Below are 19,579 nucleotides of genomic sequence, written 5' to 3' on the forward strand. Positions count from 1 at the left end.
GTGATTACCCAGCCTGCAAACACTCCAGCCGTTTTGTCATCAGCCAGCACAGACACACACCTTAGTGCACTGACCACAATGCGTGTAGGAGGGCCAATCCGCACCTACGTTGAAACACACACCGAAGCAGACCTCATCGCTGTTGTGGCTTATGCCGACGCCTGCGACCTTCCACTGCTTGTGATTGGTGGCGGCTCAAACATCGTCGCCGGTGACAGCGAATTTACGGGAATTGTTGTGCGTGACATGCGCTCAGGCGTGCAACTCATTCAGCAAGACGCCTGCGGCGGCGCAAACGTGCGTGTGCCAGCCGGACACAACTGGGACCTTTTCGTCCGCGAAGCTATCGAACGTGAGTGGATTGGAGTGGAAACACTCATCGGCATCCCCGGGACTGTGGGCGCTGCACCCGTACAAAACATTGGCGCATACGGCGCAGAAGTAGCACACGTTATTTCGTCAGTGCGGGTATACGACCGAGCCCAAAAAGGTGCGCGCACATTCGCACTCACCGAACTTGAATTCGCGTACCGGGACTCACGCATCAAACGGTCGATGACTATCGGCGACGAAACCGGAAAAGTGTGGGGGCCAGCCCCACGCTACATCGTGCTAGAAGTCGACTTCCAATTCCGGCTTGGCACCCGCTCTGCACCCATCCAATACGCGGAACTTGCACGGCAACTAGGCGTACAGGTCGGTGAACGGGCTAACACGCAGGACGTTGCACAAACAGTGCTGCAGTTACGGGCCGGAAAAGGGATGCTTGTTGACTCGTACGAACGCCCAGAGACAGCAGACACACCGGGCGCGCTGGGAACCCTCCACGCGCCTGAAAACGACACGACGCCACACACCAACACGGCACCCGAATATGACAGGTGGAGTGCAGGGTCGTTCTTCACCAACCCCATACTTTCTCGCGCTGAAGCAGAAAAACTCCCTGAGGGCGCCCCACAGTATCCCGTCCACACCCTAGTGAAAAATGAGTTTGGCGTAAGTACCCCACAGGTCGACGACACTCGCATCAAAACCTCAGCTGCTTGGCTGATCCAACATGCCGGTTTTGAGAAGGGCTATGGAGTACACGGACCCGCATCAGCGGCAACGCTCTCAACTCAACACACGTTAGCCCTCACCAACAGAGGGCAGGCAACAGCCAGCGACATCGTCGAACTAGCCCAACACGTACGAGACGGCGTGTACACAAAATACGGTGTCACACTCGAGCCTGAACCCATGGTGATCGGAACAAGCCTGCTCTGAAACGACGACAACATGACCACAGTGTGAACAGTTTCCACAAGGACACCCAATAAGTAAGCAATCACGATTGTTTTACGACACAATGTCGGTGTGAACACAGACAGTTCCAGCATCGCAGTGGACCCCACACAAACGCCCACAAAGAAACGCACAGTAGTTGCTTGGTCCTTATGGGATTGGGGGTCCGCTGCCTGGAACGCAGTCATTACAACATTTGTGTTTGCCACATGGCTCACTAGTTCCGCTTTTGCGCCGCAAGACATCGTTGACGCCGCAGAATACTCAACACAAGCTAAAGCCCAAGTCGACGAAGTCATAGCCCTACACTCAACATGGCTCAGCTGGGCTACCGCATTGGCTGGAGTCGCAATCGCGCTCGCGGCTCCAGTGCTTGGCGCTCGCGCAGATTCAGGTGGGCGACGAAAACTCTGGCTAGGTATCAACACCGCTGCTGTTGTGCTGTTTTCTAGTTCGTTGTTCTTTATCACTCCAGATCAGGCACATCTAGACCGCAACGTCATCATCGGTTTGGTGATCCTTGCGCTGGGTAACATCTTCTTTGAGCTGGCATCAGTGAACTACAATGCCATGCTCAACCAGATCTCCACTCCGGTAAACCGCGGAAAGATCTCTGGTATCGGTTGGGGAGCAGGATACATAGGCGGAATTGTTCTGCTCCTGTTCTTGTATTTTGGGTTCATCAACCCTGAAGTCGGCTTGTTTGGGGTCACCGGCGACAACGGCCTAGACATCCGCGTATCCGTACTCTTTGCAGCGTTGTGGTTCGCTCTCTTTGCAATCCCCGTGTTCGTGGCAGTCCCCGAAAAACCAGCCAACAAAGTACACGCAGCATTAGGTGTCATAGCGTCATACAAAAAAGTCGGTCAAGATGTTGCCCACTTATGGCGCGACGACCGCAACGTCTTAAAATTCCTGTTCGCGTCTGCAATTTTCCGGGATGGACTGACCGGTGCTTTTGTTTTCGGTGGCATTATCGCTATCGGAACGTTCGGTTTTACTAACGCTAGCGTGCTCATTTTTGCGATTCTCGCCAACGTCATTTCAGGTGTTGCCACCATCCTGTTTGGGCTTTTTGAAGACCGCGTAGGGTCAAAACCAATCATCGTTTTTTCGTTGATCGGAATGATCGTCTCAGCTGTCGCTATCTTCCTTTTTCACGACCGCGGCCAAGACATTTTCTGGATTTTCGGTCTCATCTTGTGCATCTTTGTAGGGCCAGTGCAATCCGCTAGCAGGGCTACAGTGTCACGACTCGCAACGCCCACAAGCGAAGGAGAGCTCTTCGGTTTGTATGCCATGACCGGACGCGTCGTTGCCTTCTTATCGCCAGCACTGTTTGGGGTGCTAGTTGCGGTAACAAACGAGCAACGTTACGGAATATTAGGTATCGCAGCGATCTTGTTGCTCGGCCTGTTCCTCGTCTTGCCGCTACGGTTAACCCCGCAAGAGCGCTCAGCAGCCCACATACCGACGTAAAGAGATGACACAGGTAAAGAGCTGAAATACGGTTAACTTATGTGGCAGCGTGACATCCTTGGCGACGATTGGCTCAATCGAACCATTAACGTGCCTGAACTGCGCGGCAAAAAAATGGTATCAACATTGGTATCGCGCCCGCAGTGGCTCGTATCCCGTGAACACGCAGACCGGCCTCACACCGCAGTGTTGTACATACACGGATACAACGACTACTTCTTTCAGACACACGTTGCACAGTTTTTTGAAGACCTCGGCCTCGCCTTCTTTGCCCTTGACCTGCACGGATATGGTCGATCAACAACAGACGAAACCACACGCAATGATGCGCACTCCCTCCGTGAATACGGAAACGAGTTAGCCGCTGCAACCCACATCATCCGTGAAGAATACGGATACGAGTCACTGCTCATTATGGGACACTCCACAGGCGGACTACTCGCAGCCTTGTGGGCGCACAGCGAAACGGGCAGAGCCACAGTTGACGGCCTGATCTTAAACAGCCCATGGTTTGACCTCAACCGGTCATGGTTCGACCGGACTGTCGGCACCGCCATGCTAGACGCAGTTGGCAATTACGTGACAGATTACGTCATAACCAACGATGACTCCCCATACACTCGTATGCTCCACACCTCATACGGGGGACTCTGGGACTTCAACATGGACTGGAAACGCGAACGTCCCGCACCCGTACGAACCGGATGGTTACGAGCCATACGCGAAGGCCAAGCACGTATAGCCTACGGATTAAACCTGACCTGTCCGATCCTCGCCTGTGTATCAGAACGCTCAGTAAGCCCCTACGCAGAACCAGACCTCACCCGTACCAGCGACACAGTGCTTGACGTACATCAAATAACAGCGAGAGCACGCCAACTAGGCGACAACGTAGAAATCGCCAGTATTCCCCAAGGCGTACACGACCTAGCATTAAGCCAACCCAAGCCACGCGACATGTACTTCAACGCGATAGCCGACTGGCTGAGCCGCCATAACCTTGTGTCAACGCAGAAATACACAGCATGGAAAGACCAAACAGATAGTGTGCTGCCAACAACATAAACGAAAGGCACCAGCGCATGCCCATCGAGTTTTCCATCGATCACACGGCAAAAATCCCGCCCTTTGAACAAATCAAACACACAATAATTGAAGCGATTGATCGACAAGAAACCCGCGCGGATGAAAAACTCCCCGCCATCCGCTCACTAGCGAAACAACTAGGCGTGGCAGTAAACACGGTGGCACGCAGCTATCGCGAACTCGAAGACGAAGGATACGTCACCACCCAAGGACGATCAGGCACCCGAATCAACCCACAAGCAATCCCCGCCGACATCGCCTTAATGCAGTACGCACACGCCTACATAAAAAACGCGGTGGCATGTGGAGCCACAAAAGATGCAGCTCTGACAGCCATTGAACATCATTGGCCTCACAACACAACACCAGGTTAAACGCAGATCATAGGTAGAAGCTTTTCCTTCTCCAACACAGACGACGTAGAGTGAACACGTGATCATCGCAACCCACAACGGTAAATTTCATGCAGACGACGTCTTTGGAGTCGCACTGCTCAAACAGCTGTACCCGGACGCACAGATCGTGCGAACACGAGACCAAACCGTACTCGACCAGGCAGACATCGTTTTAGACGTCGGCGGCATCTACGACGTTGAAACCCGCCGGTTTGACCACCACCAAAAGTCTTCAGGCGCCCGCGATACAGGCATCCTCTACTCTGCGTTCGGTTTGCTGTGGCAAACATACGGCAAACAATTTTGTGGCAACGACGATGTATGGCAAAAAATCGATTCACGACTCGTTACCGCCATTGACGCCGTAGACAACGGACAAGACCTCTACACGGTTTCTGACTTCGGTACCCGACCATTTGACCTTTCCGAATATCTCGGATTGTTCAACCCCGTCACCGACGACGAAGACTTCGACACCCAATTCACTCACGCAGTAGACCTCGCAAGCGTCGTACTCCAACGTTTACGAGCCAAATACGTGCAAGTGATCGAAGCAGAGCAATACTTCCTAGAACGTTACGCTGCCGCAGATGACAAACGCTATGTCGTCCTAGAACGCTACATTCCACACGGATCAATAGCCTCGAAACAACCCGACCTGCTCTACACCGTCTACCCAGGCGCTACCGGAAACTGGACCGTACAGGCAGTACGCCCAGAGAACTCACAGTTCGGAAACCGCAAAGACCTGCCACAAGCATGGCGTGGCTTAAACGGAACTGCGCTCGCAGAAGTTACAGGAGTCCAAGACGCTGTTTTCTGCCACAAGGCTGCGTTTATTTGTGCCGCGGAATCACGTGAAGGTGCGCTGGCATTAATTGAATTAGCGCTTGCGTAAGGATGTTTTTCTGGCTCGCTTAACGCCGCGTGCGTTAGGCGAGCCAGTCGTCTATTTTCCGCAGTAGGTCAGTTTTTGTGGAGTCAGATGCTGCGCTCGCTTTGATGGAGTCAGACGCTATCTTGGCGAGTTGAATATCGCTAAAACCGTGCACAGTTCTGGCAGTTTCATACTGTTCAGTGAGACGCGATTTGAAGAGCAGCGGGTCGTCTGCCCCTAACGCTATTGTGACCCCGGAGTCGTATAGTGCGGTCAGGGGGACCTCGTCGTCTGTCGCGTAGACACCTAGCGACACATTTGATGCGGGGTTGATCTCTAACGCAATGTTGCGTTGAGCGAGAGCATCGAGAGTTCGCGGATCTTCTACAGCTCGAATTCCGTGCCCTAACCGTTGTGGCTGTAAAGCTTCGACGACGACGTCAATGTGGTCAGGGCCTAATAGTTCGCCGCCATGAGGAACAGCTATGAGTCCTGCCTTGTGGGCGATGGTGAATGCTGCCGAGTATTCTTCGGTGCGGCCGCGACGTTCGTCGTTGCTGAGACCAAAACCGATGACTTCACCGTCGCCGTCGCCAGCGTATTGTGCGGCAAGTCGTGCGAGTGTGCGGGCTTCTAGCGGGTGTCGCATGCGTGAGGCTGCAACCACAACTCCAACGGAGATGCCGTGTTGTGTGCTTGCTTGTTTCGCTTCGTCGAGAACTATTTCAAGGGCCGGTGTTATGCCTCCAACAAACGGCGCATACGAGGTGGGATCGACTTGTATTTCTAAACGTCCTGAGCCTTCAGTGGCATCGTCGTGTGCAGCTTCATTGATGATGCGTCTCATGTCGTCTTCGCCGCGGACGCAAGCGCGTGCTGCGTCGTAGAGCCGTTGGAATCTAAACCAGCCGCGATCTGTTGCGGGTAGACGCACAGGGTCATTATCAAGAATCGCGCTGGGTAACTTGATGTTGTATTTCTGTGCGAGGTCAGCAACGGTGTTGGGGCGCATGGAACCCGTGAAGTGCAGGTGTAGGTGCGCTTTGGGGAGGGCAGCAAGATCACGCATAGGTTGAGTGTTTCATGTTTACGATGTTTCGTGTGGGAACAGGACGTATCTGCACGTAACGTCTTGTAAATTTTCTGACACGTGATGTCATGCGCGTTAGATTGTAGTAAGTATTGGTGTGCGAATAGAACGTGATCGCACTCACGAGACGCTTGTGAGATGACGGGACCTCAGACCCAAGTAAATGACAGCGTAAGGGGAAAGACTAGAAGAGAACGAGTCTAGAAATCAGGAGGGGCAGATGCGAGTCCTCGTTACGGCAGCTTCACGGCATGGTTCAACCCGAGAAATCGCTGCAGTTATAGAACAAGAACTTCAGACAATGAACTTTGAGTGCGACCTCAAAGAGCCACGTGACGTCGAATCCGTTGAAGGGTACGACGCCGTGATCGTGGGATCAGCAATTTATGTAGGCCAGTGGTTGGGGGAAGCCCGTGACCTCATTGAACGCGTTGGTCCTGCTATGAAAGAGCGGAAAGTATGGTTGTTCTCTTCTGGTTTGGCAGATACGCCAAGCAAGGATGCTAATAACACTCCTGCGCTTTTGGCTCGTATGAAAGCTACCGGTGCACTTGGGCACCGTCACTTCCCTGGCAAACTTGACGTTTTACAGTTGAGTTTGGCTGAGCGTGCAGCAATTATGGCAGCGCGTGGCAAGTACGGGGATTCTCGTGACATGGCCGCGGTGCGTGACTGGGCGCGTAGCATTGGTGAAAGCATTCTTGATCAGCGCACGATTTCTGCGTGAGAGAGCATGCGGTTCTTAGGTGAAAACCCAGCTGAAGACGCGGTTTTTGGACCCGGTTAACACTTCGGCGTAACTTTCGCGTAAGATATCACAGGACCACGACGCTGGATCGCAAATAGTTTTCTGTTTGTGATGAAAGCACTGGTCAGTAGGGTAGTGGCGCAATTGGTAGCGCAGCGGTCTCCAAAACCGCAGGTTGCAGGTTCGAGTCCTGTCTGCCCTGCAATTAAGGCTCTTCTTGGAATATTCAAGAAGAGCCTTTTGTTTTTATACGAAAGCCCCCATACCAATCTTTTGACACCACTGGTAACCTTGCGGGGAACCTGTCGTAGAGTGTGCTTGGGCATGTTGAACCGCGGATGATTAGGGCTTCTTTGATCGGTTTAGTAAACTAACCAAGATATCTTTAGGGTAGTGGCGCAATTGGTAGCGCAGCGGTCTCCAAAACCGCAGGTTGCAGGTTCGAGTCCTGTCTGCCCTGCTAATGCACGTAATTTTCGGCACAAAAGTACAACGTTGGGATATACAGTGAGCGAATCAGCTTCCGGCGCGGTCAATGGTGGAGCTTCCGGCTCATCGACGAGCAAGAAGACTTCGGGGTCGAAAGCGCCTAAAAAAGCGAACATTTTCGCGCGCATTGCATTGTTTGTTCGTCAGATCATTGCTGAACTCAAAAAATTGGTTGTTCCTACACGTAGTGAGTACTTCAACTACGTCACGGTTGTAATCATGTTTGTTCTTGTCATGATGGCATTCGTGCTGGCTAGCGACTTCCTTATTTCCAAGGCGACGGATTTCCTCTTTGGTTAATGCGGTTTTATGAGGCATAGCGTCGCCTCACATGACATGAGTGCTTCGTTGTGAAATTTTGATGGGTGAACCTTTGGTTCTCATCACATTTGCGGGAAAATATTCCCCGAAAACAGCAAACAATGGAACAATAGTGTGTTGCAGGTTTTCTGCAACTAGTGTGATGCCGAGCTATTCGGCTTGTGTACTTAGAAAGTAGGTTGACACGTGTCTCAGGAGTCGTACGAACCGACAGAAGAGAACGTAGACGCTCTCGAGGTTGAAACCGAAGAGGTTCCAGCCGACGTTGCCGTGTCCGTAGATTCCGATGTGGATGTTGTTGCCGACACTACAGACGAAGAACTCGAAGAAGAAGACCCACTTGAGGCCTTCCGTCGTGAACTGTTGTCGAAGGAGGGTGACTGGTATGTCATCCACTCATATGCAGGTTACGAAAACCGAGTAAAAACTAATCTTGAAACTCGTATCCAGAGCCTCAACATGGAAGATTACATTTTCCAAATTGAGGTTCCTATGGAAGAAGTTACCGAGATTAAAAACACCCAGAAGAAGGTTGTTCGACGAGTTCGTATCCCTGGATATGTACTTGTGCGCATGTACCTCACTGACGAGTCATGGGGCGCGGTACGCCACACACCAGGTGTGACTGGTTTTGTTGGTAACACACACCAGCCCGTGCCGTTGACGAAAGACGAAGTTTTCTCAATGCTTTCGCCAATGCTTGAACTTCCAGTGCCCGGCAAGTCTGCGAAAAAGACGAAGTCGGCCCCTGTCGTTCAGGTTGACTTTGAGGTGGGCGAATCTGTCACGGTTACCGACGGGCCGTTTGACACCCTTCCTGCAACGATTTCCGAGATCAATGTTGAAGCTCAAAAGCTCAAGGTATTGGTATCGATTTTCGGCCGGGAGACTCCGGTCGAGCTCGGCTTCAATCAGGTCGCAAAGATCTGATCGTATGCACGTGTGCTCGCACTGGTTTGCCAGTGCGAGTTTTCGTGTGTGTACGAAACGAAGCAGACAAAACCGCAGTCCTATCTGGACTGCACAATCCTAGTCAAATTAAGAAGGACCCGAAATGCCTCCAAAGAAAAAGGTTTCTGGGCTTATTAAGCTCCAGATCAACGCAGGTGCAGCAACTCCTGCTCCTCCAATTGGTCCCGCGCTTGGTCAGCACGGTGTCAACATCATGGAATTCTGCAAAGCCTACAACGCGGCAACTGAGTCGCAGCGTGGCAACGTTGTTCCAGTTGAAATTACGGTTTATGAAGACCGTAGCTTCACCTTCATCACCAAGACCCCTCCTGCAGCACAGCTCATCAAAAAGGCAGCTGGCGTAGACAAGGGTTCAGGAACTCCGCACACCGTTAAGGTTGCAAAGATTTCACAAACTCAGATTCGTGAAATTGCGCAGACCAAGATGGAAGACCTCAACGCAAACGACATTGACGCTGCAGCAAAGATCATTGCTGGAACTGCACGTTCGATGGGTATCACCGTCGAAGACTGAGCGCTGTTATAAGCGTTTCAATGTTCGTGGTTGATGAAGTGTATTCATCGACCGAATCGTATTTTTTAATTTCTCGGATTTTTCGAGAAAGTGGCAGGATCCGCGCGGATCTTATGACCACGACTGCTCTAAGGAGAAAAGCAGATGACTACGCGCAGCAAAGCATTCCGCGCAGCGGCAGAGAAGATCGACCGCTCGCGCTTGTACTCCCCAGTTGAGGCTCTTCGCCTTGCTAAGGAGACTTCGTCCACAAAGTACGACGCAACTGTTGAGGTTGCATTCCGTCTTGGTGTGGACCCACGTAAAGCGGACCAGATGGTTCGTGGAACCGTAATCCTGCCTCACGGCACCGGTAAGACCGCCCGGGTCCTGGTCTTCGCAAACGGTGAGCGTGCTGAGCAGGCGCGTGCTGCAGGTGCTGACATTGTTGGTGGCGACGAGCTTATCGAGCAGGTTGCTAACGGATTCACCGACTTCGACGCAGCTGTTGCTACCCCAGACCTCATGGGTAAGGTTGGTCGTTTGGGTAAGGTACTTGGTCCACGTGGCCTCATGCCAAACCCTAAGACCGGCACAGTGACCATGGACGTCACCAAGGCAGTTAACGACATCAAGGGCGGAAAGATCGACTTCCGCGTTGACAAGCACGCTAACTTGCACTTCATCATCGGTAAAGCTTCGTTCAGCGAAGCTCAGCTTGTTGAGAACTACGGTGCTGCGATCGAAGAAGTTCTTCGTTTGAAGCCTTCTTCATCAAAGGGTCGTTACCTTACCAAGGCAACAATCTCCACGACTCAGGGCCCTGGTATTCCAGTGGACCAGTCGAAGGTCAGCAAGCTCACTGAAGACGAGAACTGATCTGTGTGAAGTAAATTCACATATGTGATTGGGGAGGGGCGCGCCGCTGTAACGGTGCGCCCCTTTCGCATATCCATGTAGGGCGAGTTACTGTGACCTATCTCTACCGAATCCCTGTTGTGTATTTTTCTAGTTACTTGCTAACCTAACTAGGTACCCAAGACCGTAGGTTATCTGCTGTTGACATCATGTGTGTCGATATCAGATCGAAGTCCAGTTCTGGAGCCCACGCAGGTAACGATTTTTATTACTTTTATGTGTAAACCTCGTGCCTGCGCACGAGGTTTTTTGTTGTTTAACACAACGCAGATATGGACGGAAGCTAGATCCCCTAGCGAAAACCAGCGGCATTCAATCGGAAGGATTGCCATGGCGAGGCCGGACAAGGCAGCCGCAGTAGAGGAACTCGCGGGACTGTTCCGTGAATCCAACGCTGCAGTGTTGACCGAGTACCGCGGGCTCACCGTTGCGCAGCTTAAGACGCTGCGCCGGTCGCTCAGCGGAAACGCATCCTACGCCGTGGTAAAGAACACGCTGACCGCTATTGCGGCTAAAGAAGCTGGCATCGAGGGACTCGATGCTGACCTCAGCGGCCCATCAGCTATCGCATTCGTTACTGGTGACCCAGTAGAGGCTGCGAAAGGTCTTCGTGACTTTGCCAAGGCTAACCCACAGCTGATCATTAAATCTGGTGTCCTTGAAGGAAAACCACTTTCAGCTGAGGAAATCAACAAGCTTGCGGACCTCGAGTCCCGCGAGGTTCTGCTTGCAAAGACCGCTGGAGCCGTCAAGGCTTCCATCGCGAAGGCAGCATACCTCTTCGCGGCGGCACCATCGAAGGCCGTACGCACCATCGACGCCCTGCGCGAGAAGCAGGCATCGGCAGAGGCTGCCTGATCTCATTAGAGATTCAGCGTAGTACCTCTTCTATAACCCCTACTGCTTCACGCAGGATAAATCGGAAGGAAGGCCATCATGGCTAAGCTCACCACCGAAGAGCTCATCGAAGCTTTCAAGGAACTCTCCCTCATCGAGCTCTCAGAGTTCGTTAAGGCATTCGAGGAGACCTTTGACGTAACCGCTGCTGCTCCAGCTGCTGTTGCTGTTGCTGCTCCAGCAGCAGGCGACGCTGCTGCTGCAGAAGAGAAGGACGAGTTCGAGGTTGTCCTCGAGTCCGCTGGTGACAAGAAGATCCAGGTCATCAAGGAAATCCGCGCTCTTACCTCCCTCGGTCTGAAGGAAGCTAAGGACCTCGTAGACGGTGCTCCTAAGTCGGTATTCGACGGCGCTGTTGACAAGGAAAAGGCAGAAGCTGCAAAGGCTGCTCTTGAGGGCGCTGGCGCAACCGTAACCCTTAAGTGATCTGAGCCTTCGGGCTTATTGCTAGGGTTGGCGGGCATATTGCCTACCAATTTCGCAGTTTAACAACTCGGCCCGTGTCCTTAAGCGGACGCGGGTCGAGTTGTCTGCGCATTACCTGAGTTGCATTGAGCGTTTTCTTACCTGACCGCCATTTTCCACAGAGATGCCAAGGGGCACACGCATGATGAGCGGCATGTGATGGAACGCTTTACTGATCGAAATGATCAACTTTAAAAAACCAGGAAAACCGGCCGACTTGATTTTGTTTGGTCGGCCATGTATGCTATCGCTTTGCGCTAACGTATGCCCGTGAGGGGTCACCATTGACTCTTGCGGACCCGTTATAGACCACGTGTGAATGGCTAAAAATGGCGGTTATTATCGCGATTTTAGTTATCTACACCGCAGACTCTAGCACGTTTAGTGTCTCAGGTTTTGGGATTTGCTCGTGCGTACAGCACCAGTACGAGCAAGCGCATTCACAAGCGTATAAGTGTGCACACGAACCGCAGGGAAGGACCCCTCTTGGCTGCCTCGCGCACCCCTTCTGCTCCGTCCGCTGACGCAATTGCTCACCGCACTGCGTCCCGACGCGTATCTTTTGCAAAAATCTACGAGCCGCTTGAGGTCCCAGACCTTCTTGGTCTACAAACCGAGAGCTTCGACTGGCTCATGGGAAACGAACGTTGGCGCGCCCGCGTTGATGCAGCGAAAGCTGCAGGACGCAAGGACGTACCTGAAACCTCAGGACTAGAAGAAATCTTCCAAGAGATTTCTCCGATTGAGGACTTCGGCGAGACCATGTCCCTATCGTTCTCAAACCACAGGTTTGAGCCACCAAAATACACTGCAGACGAGTGCAAGGAAAAGGACTTCACCTATTCCGCACCGCTATTCGTCACAGCAGAGTTCTATAACGATTCAACCGGTGAGATCAAGAGCCAAACTGTGTTCATGGGTGACTTCCCACTCATGACCGAGCGCGGTACCTTCATCATCAACGGAACAGAGCGTGTTGTTGTTTCGCAGCTTGTTCGTTCACCAGGTGTGTACTTTGAACGCCTTGCAGACAAAACCAGCGATAAGGACATCTTCTCAGCGAAGATCATCCCTTCACGTGGTGCATGGCTCGAGTTCGAAATCGACAAGCGCGACGCTGTAGGCGTTCGTGTTGACCGTAAGCGTAAGCAGTCAGTAACTGTTCTGCTTAAAGCACTTGGCATGACCGAGTCCGAAATTCGTGAAGAATTCGCTCAGTTCCCTGCGGTGCTCGACACCTTGGAGAAGGACTCAGTCCACACCCAAGACGAAGCGCTGGTTGACCTTTACCGTAAGATCCGACCAGGTGAGCCTCCAACAGTTGAAGCTGGACGCAACCTGCTCGAAAACTTCTACTTCAAACCAAAACGTTACGACCTCGCAAAGGTCGGACGTTACAAAATGAACAAGAAGATCGGTGTTGACGGACCAATCGATCAGTCCGTTTTGACGGTCGAAGACATCACCGCAACCATCAAATACCTTGCTGCTTTGCACGCAGACTTGACCCAGTTGCCTGGTGTGCGTAACGGCGAAACAGTTGACACTCGCGTTGAAACAGACGACATCGACCACTTTGGTAACCGTCGTATTCGCGCTGTTGGCGAGTTGATTCAAAACCAAATCCGTACGGGTCTTTCCCGCATGGAGCGTGTTGTACGTGAACGTATGACCACTCAAGAAGTTGAAGCTATTGCTCCGCAAACGCTGATCAACATTCGTCCAGTGGTTGCATCAATTAAAGAGTTCTTCGGAACTTCGCAGTTGTCGCAGTTCATGGACCAAAACAACCCACTTGCTGGTTTGACTCACAAGCGTCGTCTCTCGGCTCTTGGTCCAGGTGGTCTGTCACGTGACCGTGCAGGTATGGAAGTTCGTGACGTTCACCCGTCGCACTACGGACGTATGTGCCCGATTGAAACGCCAGAAGGTCCAAACATTGGTCTGATTGGTTCGCTTGCATCATTCGGTCGTATCAACCCGTTCGGTTTCATCGAGACTCCATACCGCAAGGTTGTGGACGGCAAAGTTACCGAAGACGTTGTGTTCTTGACCGCTGATGACGAAGACCGCTTCGTTATTGCTCAGGCAAACACCCCGTTGAACGAAGACGGTTCATTCCAACTTGACCGTGTTCTTGTTCGTACAAAGGGTGGTGAAACCGACGACGTGCCAGGTGTGGCCGTTGACTTCATGGACGTTTCACCACGTCAGATGGTGTCTGTCGCAACCGCGCTGATTCCATTCCTTGAACACGACGACGCGAACCGTGCGCTCATGGGTGCCAACATGCAGCGTCAGGCTGTGCCTCTTGTGCGCAGCGAAGCTCCATTCGTTGGAACTGGTATGGAATGGCGTGCAGCAGTTGACGCCGGTGACGTAATCGTGGCTAAGAAGCCAGGTGTTGTGACCGAGGTTTCTGCAGACATGATTGTTGTCTCTAACGACGACGGCACAACCACTTCGTACCGTGTCCAGAAGTTCCGCCGCTCCAACCAAGGCACCTCGTACAACCAGCGTGTTGTTGCAAACGAAGGTGAACGCGTTGAGGTCGGTTCGGTACTTGCTGATGGTCCAGCTACCGATGGCGGAGAGCTCGCACTTGGACGCAACTTGCTCGTTGCATTCATGTCGTGGGAAGGCCACAACTACGAAGACGCGATCATCTTGTCGCAACGTCTTGTTCAGGACGATGTTCTTTCGTCGATCCACATTGAAGAGCACGAAATCGATGCTCGTGACACCAAGCTCGGCCCAGAAGAGATCACCCGCGACATCCCGAACGTTTCTGAGGATGTACTTGCTGACCTTGATGAGCGCGGAATTATCCGTATTGGTGCTGAAGTTACGTCAGGCGACATTCTCGTCGGTAAGGTCACTCCTAAGGGTGAAACTGAACTGACTCCTGAAGAGCGTCTGTTGCGTGCAATCTTCGGTGAAAAGGCTCGTGAAGTCCGTGACACCTCGTTGAAGGTGCCACACGGTGAGTCTGGAACTGTTATCGCTATTCGCACTTTCAAGCGTGAAGACGGCGACGAACTCCCAGCTGGTGTTAACGAACTTGTTCGCGTGTACATTGCTCAGCGCCGTAAGATCACCGCTGGTGACAAACTCGCTGGTCGTCACGGAAACAAGGGTGTTATCTCAACCATTCTTCCAGTGGAAGACATGCCATTCCTTGAGGATGGTACTGCGGTTGACATCATCTTGAACCCAATGGGTGTTCCTGGTCGTATGAACGTCGGTCAGGTGCTTGAGGTTCACCTTGGTTGGATCGCTGCTCAAGGTTGGGACACCAGCCTTGCAACTGAAGGCGACCTGGAATGGAAGAACCTTCTTCCAGAGATCGCACACACTTCGGAGCCACGCACACCAGTTGCAACTCCAGTGTTTGACGGTCTTGAAGAAGAGGCTCTCCAGGGTCTGTTGACAACCACGTTGCCTAACCGTGACGGTAACCGTGTAATCGGTGCTGACGGTAAAGCACGTTTGTTCGACGGACGTTCAGGTGAACCGTTCCCAGAGCCAATCTCGGTTGGTTACATGTACATCTTGAAACTTCACCACTTGGTGGATGACAAGATTCACGCACGTTCCACCGGTCCATACTCAATGATCACCCAGCAGCCACTTGGTGGTAAGGCCCAGTTCGGTGGTCAGCGATTTGGTGAGATGGAGGTGTGGGCACTTGAAGCATATGGTGCCGCATACACCCTCCAGGAACTCCTCACCATCAAGTCCGATGACGTCCCAGGACGCGTCAAGGTTTACGAAGCGATTGTTAAGGGCGAGAACATCCCTGACTCCGGTATTCCAGAGTCGTTCAAGGTTCTCCTCAAAGAAATGCAGTCGCTCTGCCTCAACGTTGAAGTTCTTTCATCCGATGGTGTGTCCATTGAGATGCGAGAGTCTGACGACGAGGTATATCGTGCGGCCGAGGAACTCGGCATTGACCTTGCACGTCGCCCTAACGCTGCATCAAGCATCGACGAGATCTAATCTCGCAACTATGTGGTTGAGGGCCTGGGTTGGCCCTCAACCACCTACGGACTTTTTAGCAACACCTCCACCGCGCCGGACGGAATTACCCATCGCGCCGGCAGACGAAGGAAGTAGGACACCTTGCTCGACGTCACTGAATTCGACGAGCTCCGTATTGGACTGGCAAACGCCGAAGATATACGTACCTGGTCACATGGTGAAGTAAAGAAACCAGAGACCATCAACTACCGTACGCTCAAGCCTGAGAAGGACGGACTCTTCTGTGAGAAGATCTTCGGTCCAACTCGTGACTGGGAATGCTACTGCGGTAAGTACAAGCGTGTGCGCTTTAAGGGCATCATCTGTGAGCGTTGTGGTGTTGAAGTCACCCGCTCAAAGGTTCGCCGTGAGCGCATGGGCCACATTGAACTTGCAGCTCCTGTAACGCACATTTGGTTCTTCAAGGGTGTACCTTCACGCCTTGGATACCTGCTTGACCTTGCACCAAAGGACCTTGAAAAGGTTATTTACTTTGCTGCATACATGATCACGTCTGTTGATGATGAAGCACGTCAAGAAGACTTGCCGAACCTGCAAAACGAGATCGACATTGAGAAGAAGGAAATCGAAGATCGTCGTGACAACGAGATCAACGACCGTTCCGTTCGTCTCGAAAACGATCTTGCACAGTTGGAGCAAGAAGGTGCACGTGCAGACGCAAAGCGTAAGGTACGTGACTCGGCAGAGCGCGAAATGGCTCAGATCCGTAAGCGTTCTGACCACGAACTTGAGCGCCTTGAACTCGTATGGGACAAATTCAAGAACCTGAAGGTTGCAGACCTTGAGGGCGACGAAATGATCTACCGCGAGTTGAACGACCGCTATGGCACCTACTTTGAAGGTTCCATGGGTGCAAACGCAATCCAAAAGCGTCTGCAAAACTTTGACCTTGATGCTGAAGCTGAGAACCTACGCGAAATTATCGCGACGGGTAAGGGCCAGAAGAAGACCCGTGCGTTGAAGCGTCTCAAGGTTGTTAACGCCTTCTTGACCACAGACAACAAGCCTGAAGCTATGGTGCTGGACGTTGTTCCAGTTATTCCACCGGACTTGCGTCCGATGGTTCAGCTTGATGGTGGACGTTTCGCAACGTCAGACCTCAACGACTTGTACCGTCGTGTGATCAACCGTAACAACCGTTTGAAGCGTCTGCTTGATCTTGGTGCACCTGAGATCATCGTGAACAACGAAAAGCGTATGCTCCAAGAGGCTGTTGACTCACTCTTCGACAACGGACGTCGTGGACGTCCAGTTACCGGACCAGGTAACCGTCCGTTGAAGTCGATCTCTGACATGCTCAAGGGTAAGCAGGGACGTTTCCGTCAGAACCTTCTTGGTAAGCGTGTTGACTACTCCGGTCGTTCGGTTATCGTTGTTGGTCCTCAGCTGAAACTGCACCAGTGTGGTCTGCCTAAGCAGATGGCACTTGAGCTGTTCAAGCCATTCGTTATGAAGCGTCTGGTTGACCTTAACCACGCACAGAACATCAAGTCTGCTAAGCGTATGGTTGAGCGTGGACGTTCCGTTGTGTGGGATGTCCTCGAAGAGGTTATTACTGAGCACCCAGTTCTGTTGAACCGTGCACCAACGCTGCACCGTCTTGGTATTCAGGCGTTCGAACCACAGCTCGTTGAGGGTAAAGCAATCCACTTGCACCCACTCGTATGTGCTGCGTTCAACGCTGACTTCGATGGTGACCAGATGGCTGTTCACCTGCCGTTGTCTGCAGAGGCACAGGCAGAAGCACGCATCTTGATGCTGTCGAGCAACAACATTTTGAAGCCATCTGATGGTCGTCCAGTAACCATGCCTTCTCAGGACATGATTATCGGTCTGTTCCACTTGACTTCAGATCGTGAAAACCCATTGGGTGAAGGTCGTGCCTTCGCTTCTGTTTCCGAAGCAATCATGGCGTTTGACGCTGGTGAGCTTGACCTGAATGCGGTCGTGAAACTCCGCATGAACGACCTTGTTCCACCGAAGTCTGGTTTCGACGCGCCTGAAGGCTGGGAGCCTGGCCAACCAATCGTCTTTGAGACGACTCTTGGCCGTGCACTCTTCAACGAACTGCTTCCAGTTGACTACCCATACGTCAACTCGGTTGTCGACAAGAAGAAGCTTTCAGCTATCGTGAACGAACTCGCTGAAACCTATCCAAAGGTTGAGGTTGCAGAGTCACTTGACGCGCTGAAAACTGCAGGTTTCAAGTGGGCGACTCGCTCAGGTGTTTCCATCGCAATTTCGGATGTTGCAACCCCAGCTATCAAGGCTGAGATTCTTGCTGAGCATGAAACTCGTGCATTGAAGATCCAGCAGCAGTTCGACCGCGGTCTGATCACCGACGATGAGCGTCGTCAAGAACTCATCGAAATTTGGACCCAGGCAACGGACAAGGTCGCGAAGGCGATGCAGGAGAACTTCCCTGCGCGCAACACGGTCTTCCGTATGGTTGGTTCTGGTGCTCGTGGTAACTGGATGCAGGTTCGTCAGATCGCCGGTATGCGTGGTCTGGTGGCAAACCCTAAGGGTGACATTATTCCGCGTCCGATCAAGTCGAACTACCGTGAAGGTCTTTCGGTTCTTGAGTACTTCATCGCGACACACGGTGCTCGTAAGGGTCTTGCTGACACCGCATTGCGTACAGCAGACTCTGGTTACTTGACTCGTCGTCTGGTTGACGTTTCACAGGACGTTATTGTTCGTGAAGAGGACTGTGGCACTGAGCGCGGTTTGACTCTTCCAGTTGGTGAAGACATCGGCGATGGCACCTTGGTGCGTCACGACAAGGTTGAGCAGTCGATCTACACCCGTACCCTTGCATCTGATGTTGAGGTTGACGGTCAAGTTGTTGGACACGCTGGTGAAGACGTTGGTGACGTGCTCATCGACAGGCTTCTCTCCGCAGGCGTTCACAACTTGAAGGTTCGTTCTGTTCTTACCTGTGAATCACGCGTTGGTACATGTGCTAAGTGCTATGGCCGTTCGCTGGCAACCGGTAAGCTCGTCGACATTGGTGAGGCAGTCGGTATTATCGCTGCTCAATCGATTGGTGAGCCTGGTACTCAGCTGACTATGCGTACCTTCCACACTGGTGGTGTCGCATCTGCTGATGACATTACGCAGGGTCTGCCACGTATTACGGAGCTCTTCGAAGCACGTACACCAAAGGGTGAGGCGCCAATCGCTGAGTACACCGGTCGCGTGTCGATCGATGACTCTGAGCGCAGCCGTCGCATTGTTTTGACACCGAACGATGGATCTGAAGAGATCACATACCAAGTGTCGAAGCGTGCACGTCTTCTTATTCAAGATGGCGAAGAAGTTGCTGTAGGTACGCAGTTCGTTCAGGGTGCAGTTGACCCGAAGAAGGTTCTTCGTATTCTTGGTCCACGTGCTACTCAAAAGCACCTTGTGGACGAGGTTCAGCACGTGTACCGTTCGCAGGGTGTAGACATCCACGACAAGCACATTGAAGTTATCGTGCGTCAGATGCTACGTCGTGTGACAGTTCTTGACTCTGGTAGCACAGATCTGCTTCCGGGTGAGTTGTCTGAGCGTGCTCGTTTCGAAGATGCGAACCGTTCAGCGATTGCTACTGGCGGTATCCCAGCTTCTGGTCGTCCAGAACTTATGGGTATCACTAAGGCTTCGTTGGCAACTGAATCCTGGCTGTCTGCTGCATCGTTCCAGGAGACGACACGAGTCCTCACTGAGGCAGCTATGTCTGGCCGTCGTGACCCACTTCTTGGTCTTAAGGAGAACGTCATCCTCGGTAAGCTCATCCCAGCTGGTACGGGTCTTCCTCGTTACCGTGATGTTGAGGTTGAACCAACTGAAGAGGCAAAGGCTGAACTGTACCCAAGCTTTGGATATGACGAGATTGATTTCTCAGGAATCGGTGGTTTAGGTTCTGGAGATTCAATTCCTCTTGACGATCTAGAGTTTCCTGACTTCCGTTAATAGCGGGTCTTAACCTTGTGGGGCGGAACAGCAGCTATGTTGTTCCGCCCCATTTGTTATATCT

General features: G+C 52.3%; 15 protein-coding genes and 2 tRNA genes. 16 read left to right on the forward strand and 1 reads right to left on the reverse strand.

The window, feature by feature from the left end; all coding sequences use genetic code 11:
- From ACR9EC_RS11580 to ACR9EC_RS11600, 5 genes are all read left to right on the forward strand, one after another.
- Complete coding sequence (locus ACR9EC_RS11580; protein WP_435299371.1) at positions 1 to 1,266, forward strand: UDP-N-acetylmuramate dehydrogenase; 1,266 nt, start codon at positions 1 to 3, stop codon at positions 1,264 to 1,266.
- 90 nt (positions 1,267 to 1,356) lie between these two features.
- The gene (locus ACR9EC_RS11585) at positions 1,357 to 2,763 is read left to right on the forward strand and encodes an MFS transporter (RefSeq protein ID WP_435299372.1); all 1,407 of its coding nucleotides are present in this window, start codon (positions 1,357 to 1,359) and stop codon (positions 2,761 to 2,763) included.
- Between the two features lie 39 nt (positions 2,764 to 2,802).
- The gene (locus tag ACR9EC_RS11590) at positions 2,803 to 3,828 is read left to right on the forward strand and encodes an alpha/beta hydrolase (protein ID WP_435299373.1); all 1,026 of its coding nucleotides are present in this window, start codon (positions 2,803 to 2,805) and stop codon (positions 3,826 to 3,828) included.
- A gap of 17 nt (positions 3,829 to 3,845) precedes the next feature.
- Positions 3,846 to 4,223, forward strand: a complete 378-nt coding sequence (locus ACR9EC_RS11595) for a GntR family transcriptional regulator (RefSeq protein WP_435299374.1) — start codon at positions 3,846 to 3,848, stop codon at positions 4,221 to 4,223.
- Positions 4,224 to 4,281: 58 nt separating this feature from the next.
- Complete coding sequence (locus ACR9EC_RS11600; protein ID WP_435299375.1) at positions 4,282 to 5,142, forward strand: MYG1 family protein; 861 nt, start codon at positions 4,282 to 4,284, stop codon at positions 5,140 to 5,142.
- Positions 5,143 to 5,176: 34 nt separating this feature from the next.
- On the opposite strand, the gene ACR9EC_RS11605 is transcribed toward ACR9EC_RS11600, so the two are convergent.
- Positions 5,177 to 6,190, reverse strand: a complete 1,014-nt coding sequence (locus ACR9EC_RS11605) for an adenosine deaminase (RefSeq protein WP_435299376.1) — start codon at positions 6,188 to 6,190, stop codon at positions 5,177 to 5,179.
- A gap of 241 nt (positions 6,191 to 6,431) precedes the next feature.
- On the opposite strand from ACR9EC_RS11605, the gene ACR9EC_RS11610 reads away from it, so the two are divergent.
- The 11 genes from ACR9EC_RS11610 (at position 6,432) to ACR9EC_RS11660 (ending at position 19,515) form a co-directional block, all read left to right on the forward strand.
- The gene (locus tag ACR9EC_RS11610) at positions 6,432 to 6,938 is read left to right on the forward strand and encodes a flavodoxin domain-containing protein (protein WP_435299377.1); all 507 of its coding nucleotides are present in this window, start codon (positions 6,432 to 6,434) and stop codon (positions 6,936 to 6,938) included.
- Between the two features lie 150 nt (positions 6,939 to 7,088).
- Positions 7,089 to 7,161: transfer RNA gene (locus ACR9EC_RS11615), tRNA-Trp, on the forward strand.
- Between the two features lie 185 nt (positions 7,162 to 7,346).
- Positions 7,347 to 7,419, forward strand: a tRNA-Trp gene (locus tag ACR9EC_RS11620).
- Positions 7,420 to 7,466: 47 nt separating this feature from the next.
- The gene (gene secE, locus ACR9EC_RS11625; protein WP_435299378.1) at positions 7,467 to 7,748 is read left to right on the forward strand and encodes a preprotein translocase subunit SecE; all 282 of its coding nucleotides are present in this window, start codon (positions 7,467 to 7,469) and stop codon (positions 7,746 to 7,748) included.
- 207 nt (positions 7,749 to 7,955) lie between these two features.
- A complete protein-coding gene (nusG, locus tag ACR9EC_RS11630; RefSeq protein ID WP_435299379.1) occupies positions 7,956 to 8,699 on the forward strand; it encodes a transcription termination/antitermination protein NusG in 744 nt (247 codons plus the stop codon).
- 124 nt (positions 8,700 to 8,823) lie between these two features.
- Positions 8,824 to 9,255, forward strand: coding sequence for a 50S ribosomal protein L11 (gene rplK, locus ACR9EC_RS11635; protein ID WP_435299380.1), 432 nt, complete (start codon positions 8,824 to 8,826; stop codon positions 9,253 to 9,255).
- 144 nt (positions 9,256 to 9,399) lie between these two features.
- Positions 9,400 to 10,113 (forward strand): 50S ribosomal protein L1, encoded by a 714-nt coding sequence (gene rplA, locus ACR9EC_RS11640; protein WP_435299381.1) that lies wholly within the window; start codon positions 9,400 to 9,402, stop codon positions 10,111 to 10,113.
- Positions 10,114 to 10,482: 369 nt separating this feature from the next.
- Positions 10,483 to 11,010 carry a 50S ribosomal protein L10 gene (rplJ, locus tag ACR9EC_RS11645; RefSeq protein WP_435299382.1) on the forward strand — a complete coding sequence of 176 codons (528 nt, stop codon included), beginning with the start codon at positions 10,483 to 10,485 and terminating at the stop codon, positions 11,008 to 11,010.
- Between the two features lie 78 nt (positions 11,011 to 11,088).
- The gene (rplL, locus tag ACR9EC_RS11650; protein ID WP_435299383.1) at positions 11,089 to 11,475 is read left to right on the forward strand and encodes a 50S ribosomal protein L7/L12; all 387 of its coding nucleotides are present in this window, start codon (positions 11,089 to 11,091) and stop codon (positions 11,473 to 11,475) included.
- A 525-nt stretch (positions 11,476 to 12,000) separates the two neighbouring features.
- Positions 12,001 to 15,513 (forward strand): DNA-directed RNA polymerase subunit beta, encoded by a 3,513-nt coding sequence (gene rpoB, locus ACR9EC_RS11655; protein WP_435299384.1) that lies wholly within the window; start codon positions 12,001 to 12,003, stop codon positions 15,511 to 15,513.
- A gap of 123 nt (positions 15,514 to 15,636) precedes the next feature.
- Positions 15,637 to 19,515 carry a DNA-directed RNA polymerase subunit beta' gene (locus tag ACR9EC_RS11660; protein ID WP_435299385.1) on the forward strand — a complete coding sequence of 1,293 codons (3,879 nt, stop codon included), beginning with the start codon at positions 15,637 to 15,639 and terminating at the stop codon, positions 19,513 to 19,515.
- Positions 19,516 to 19,579: the final 64 nt, after the last annotated feature.

The sequence above is a fragment of the Timonella sp. A28 genome, from assembly GCF_051200815.1.
GTDB lineage: Bacteria > Actinomycetota > Actinomycetes > Actinomycetales > Cellulomonadaceae > Timonella.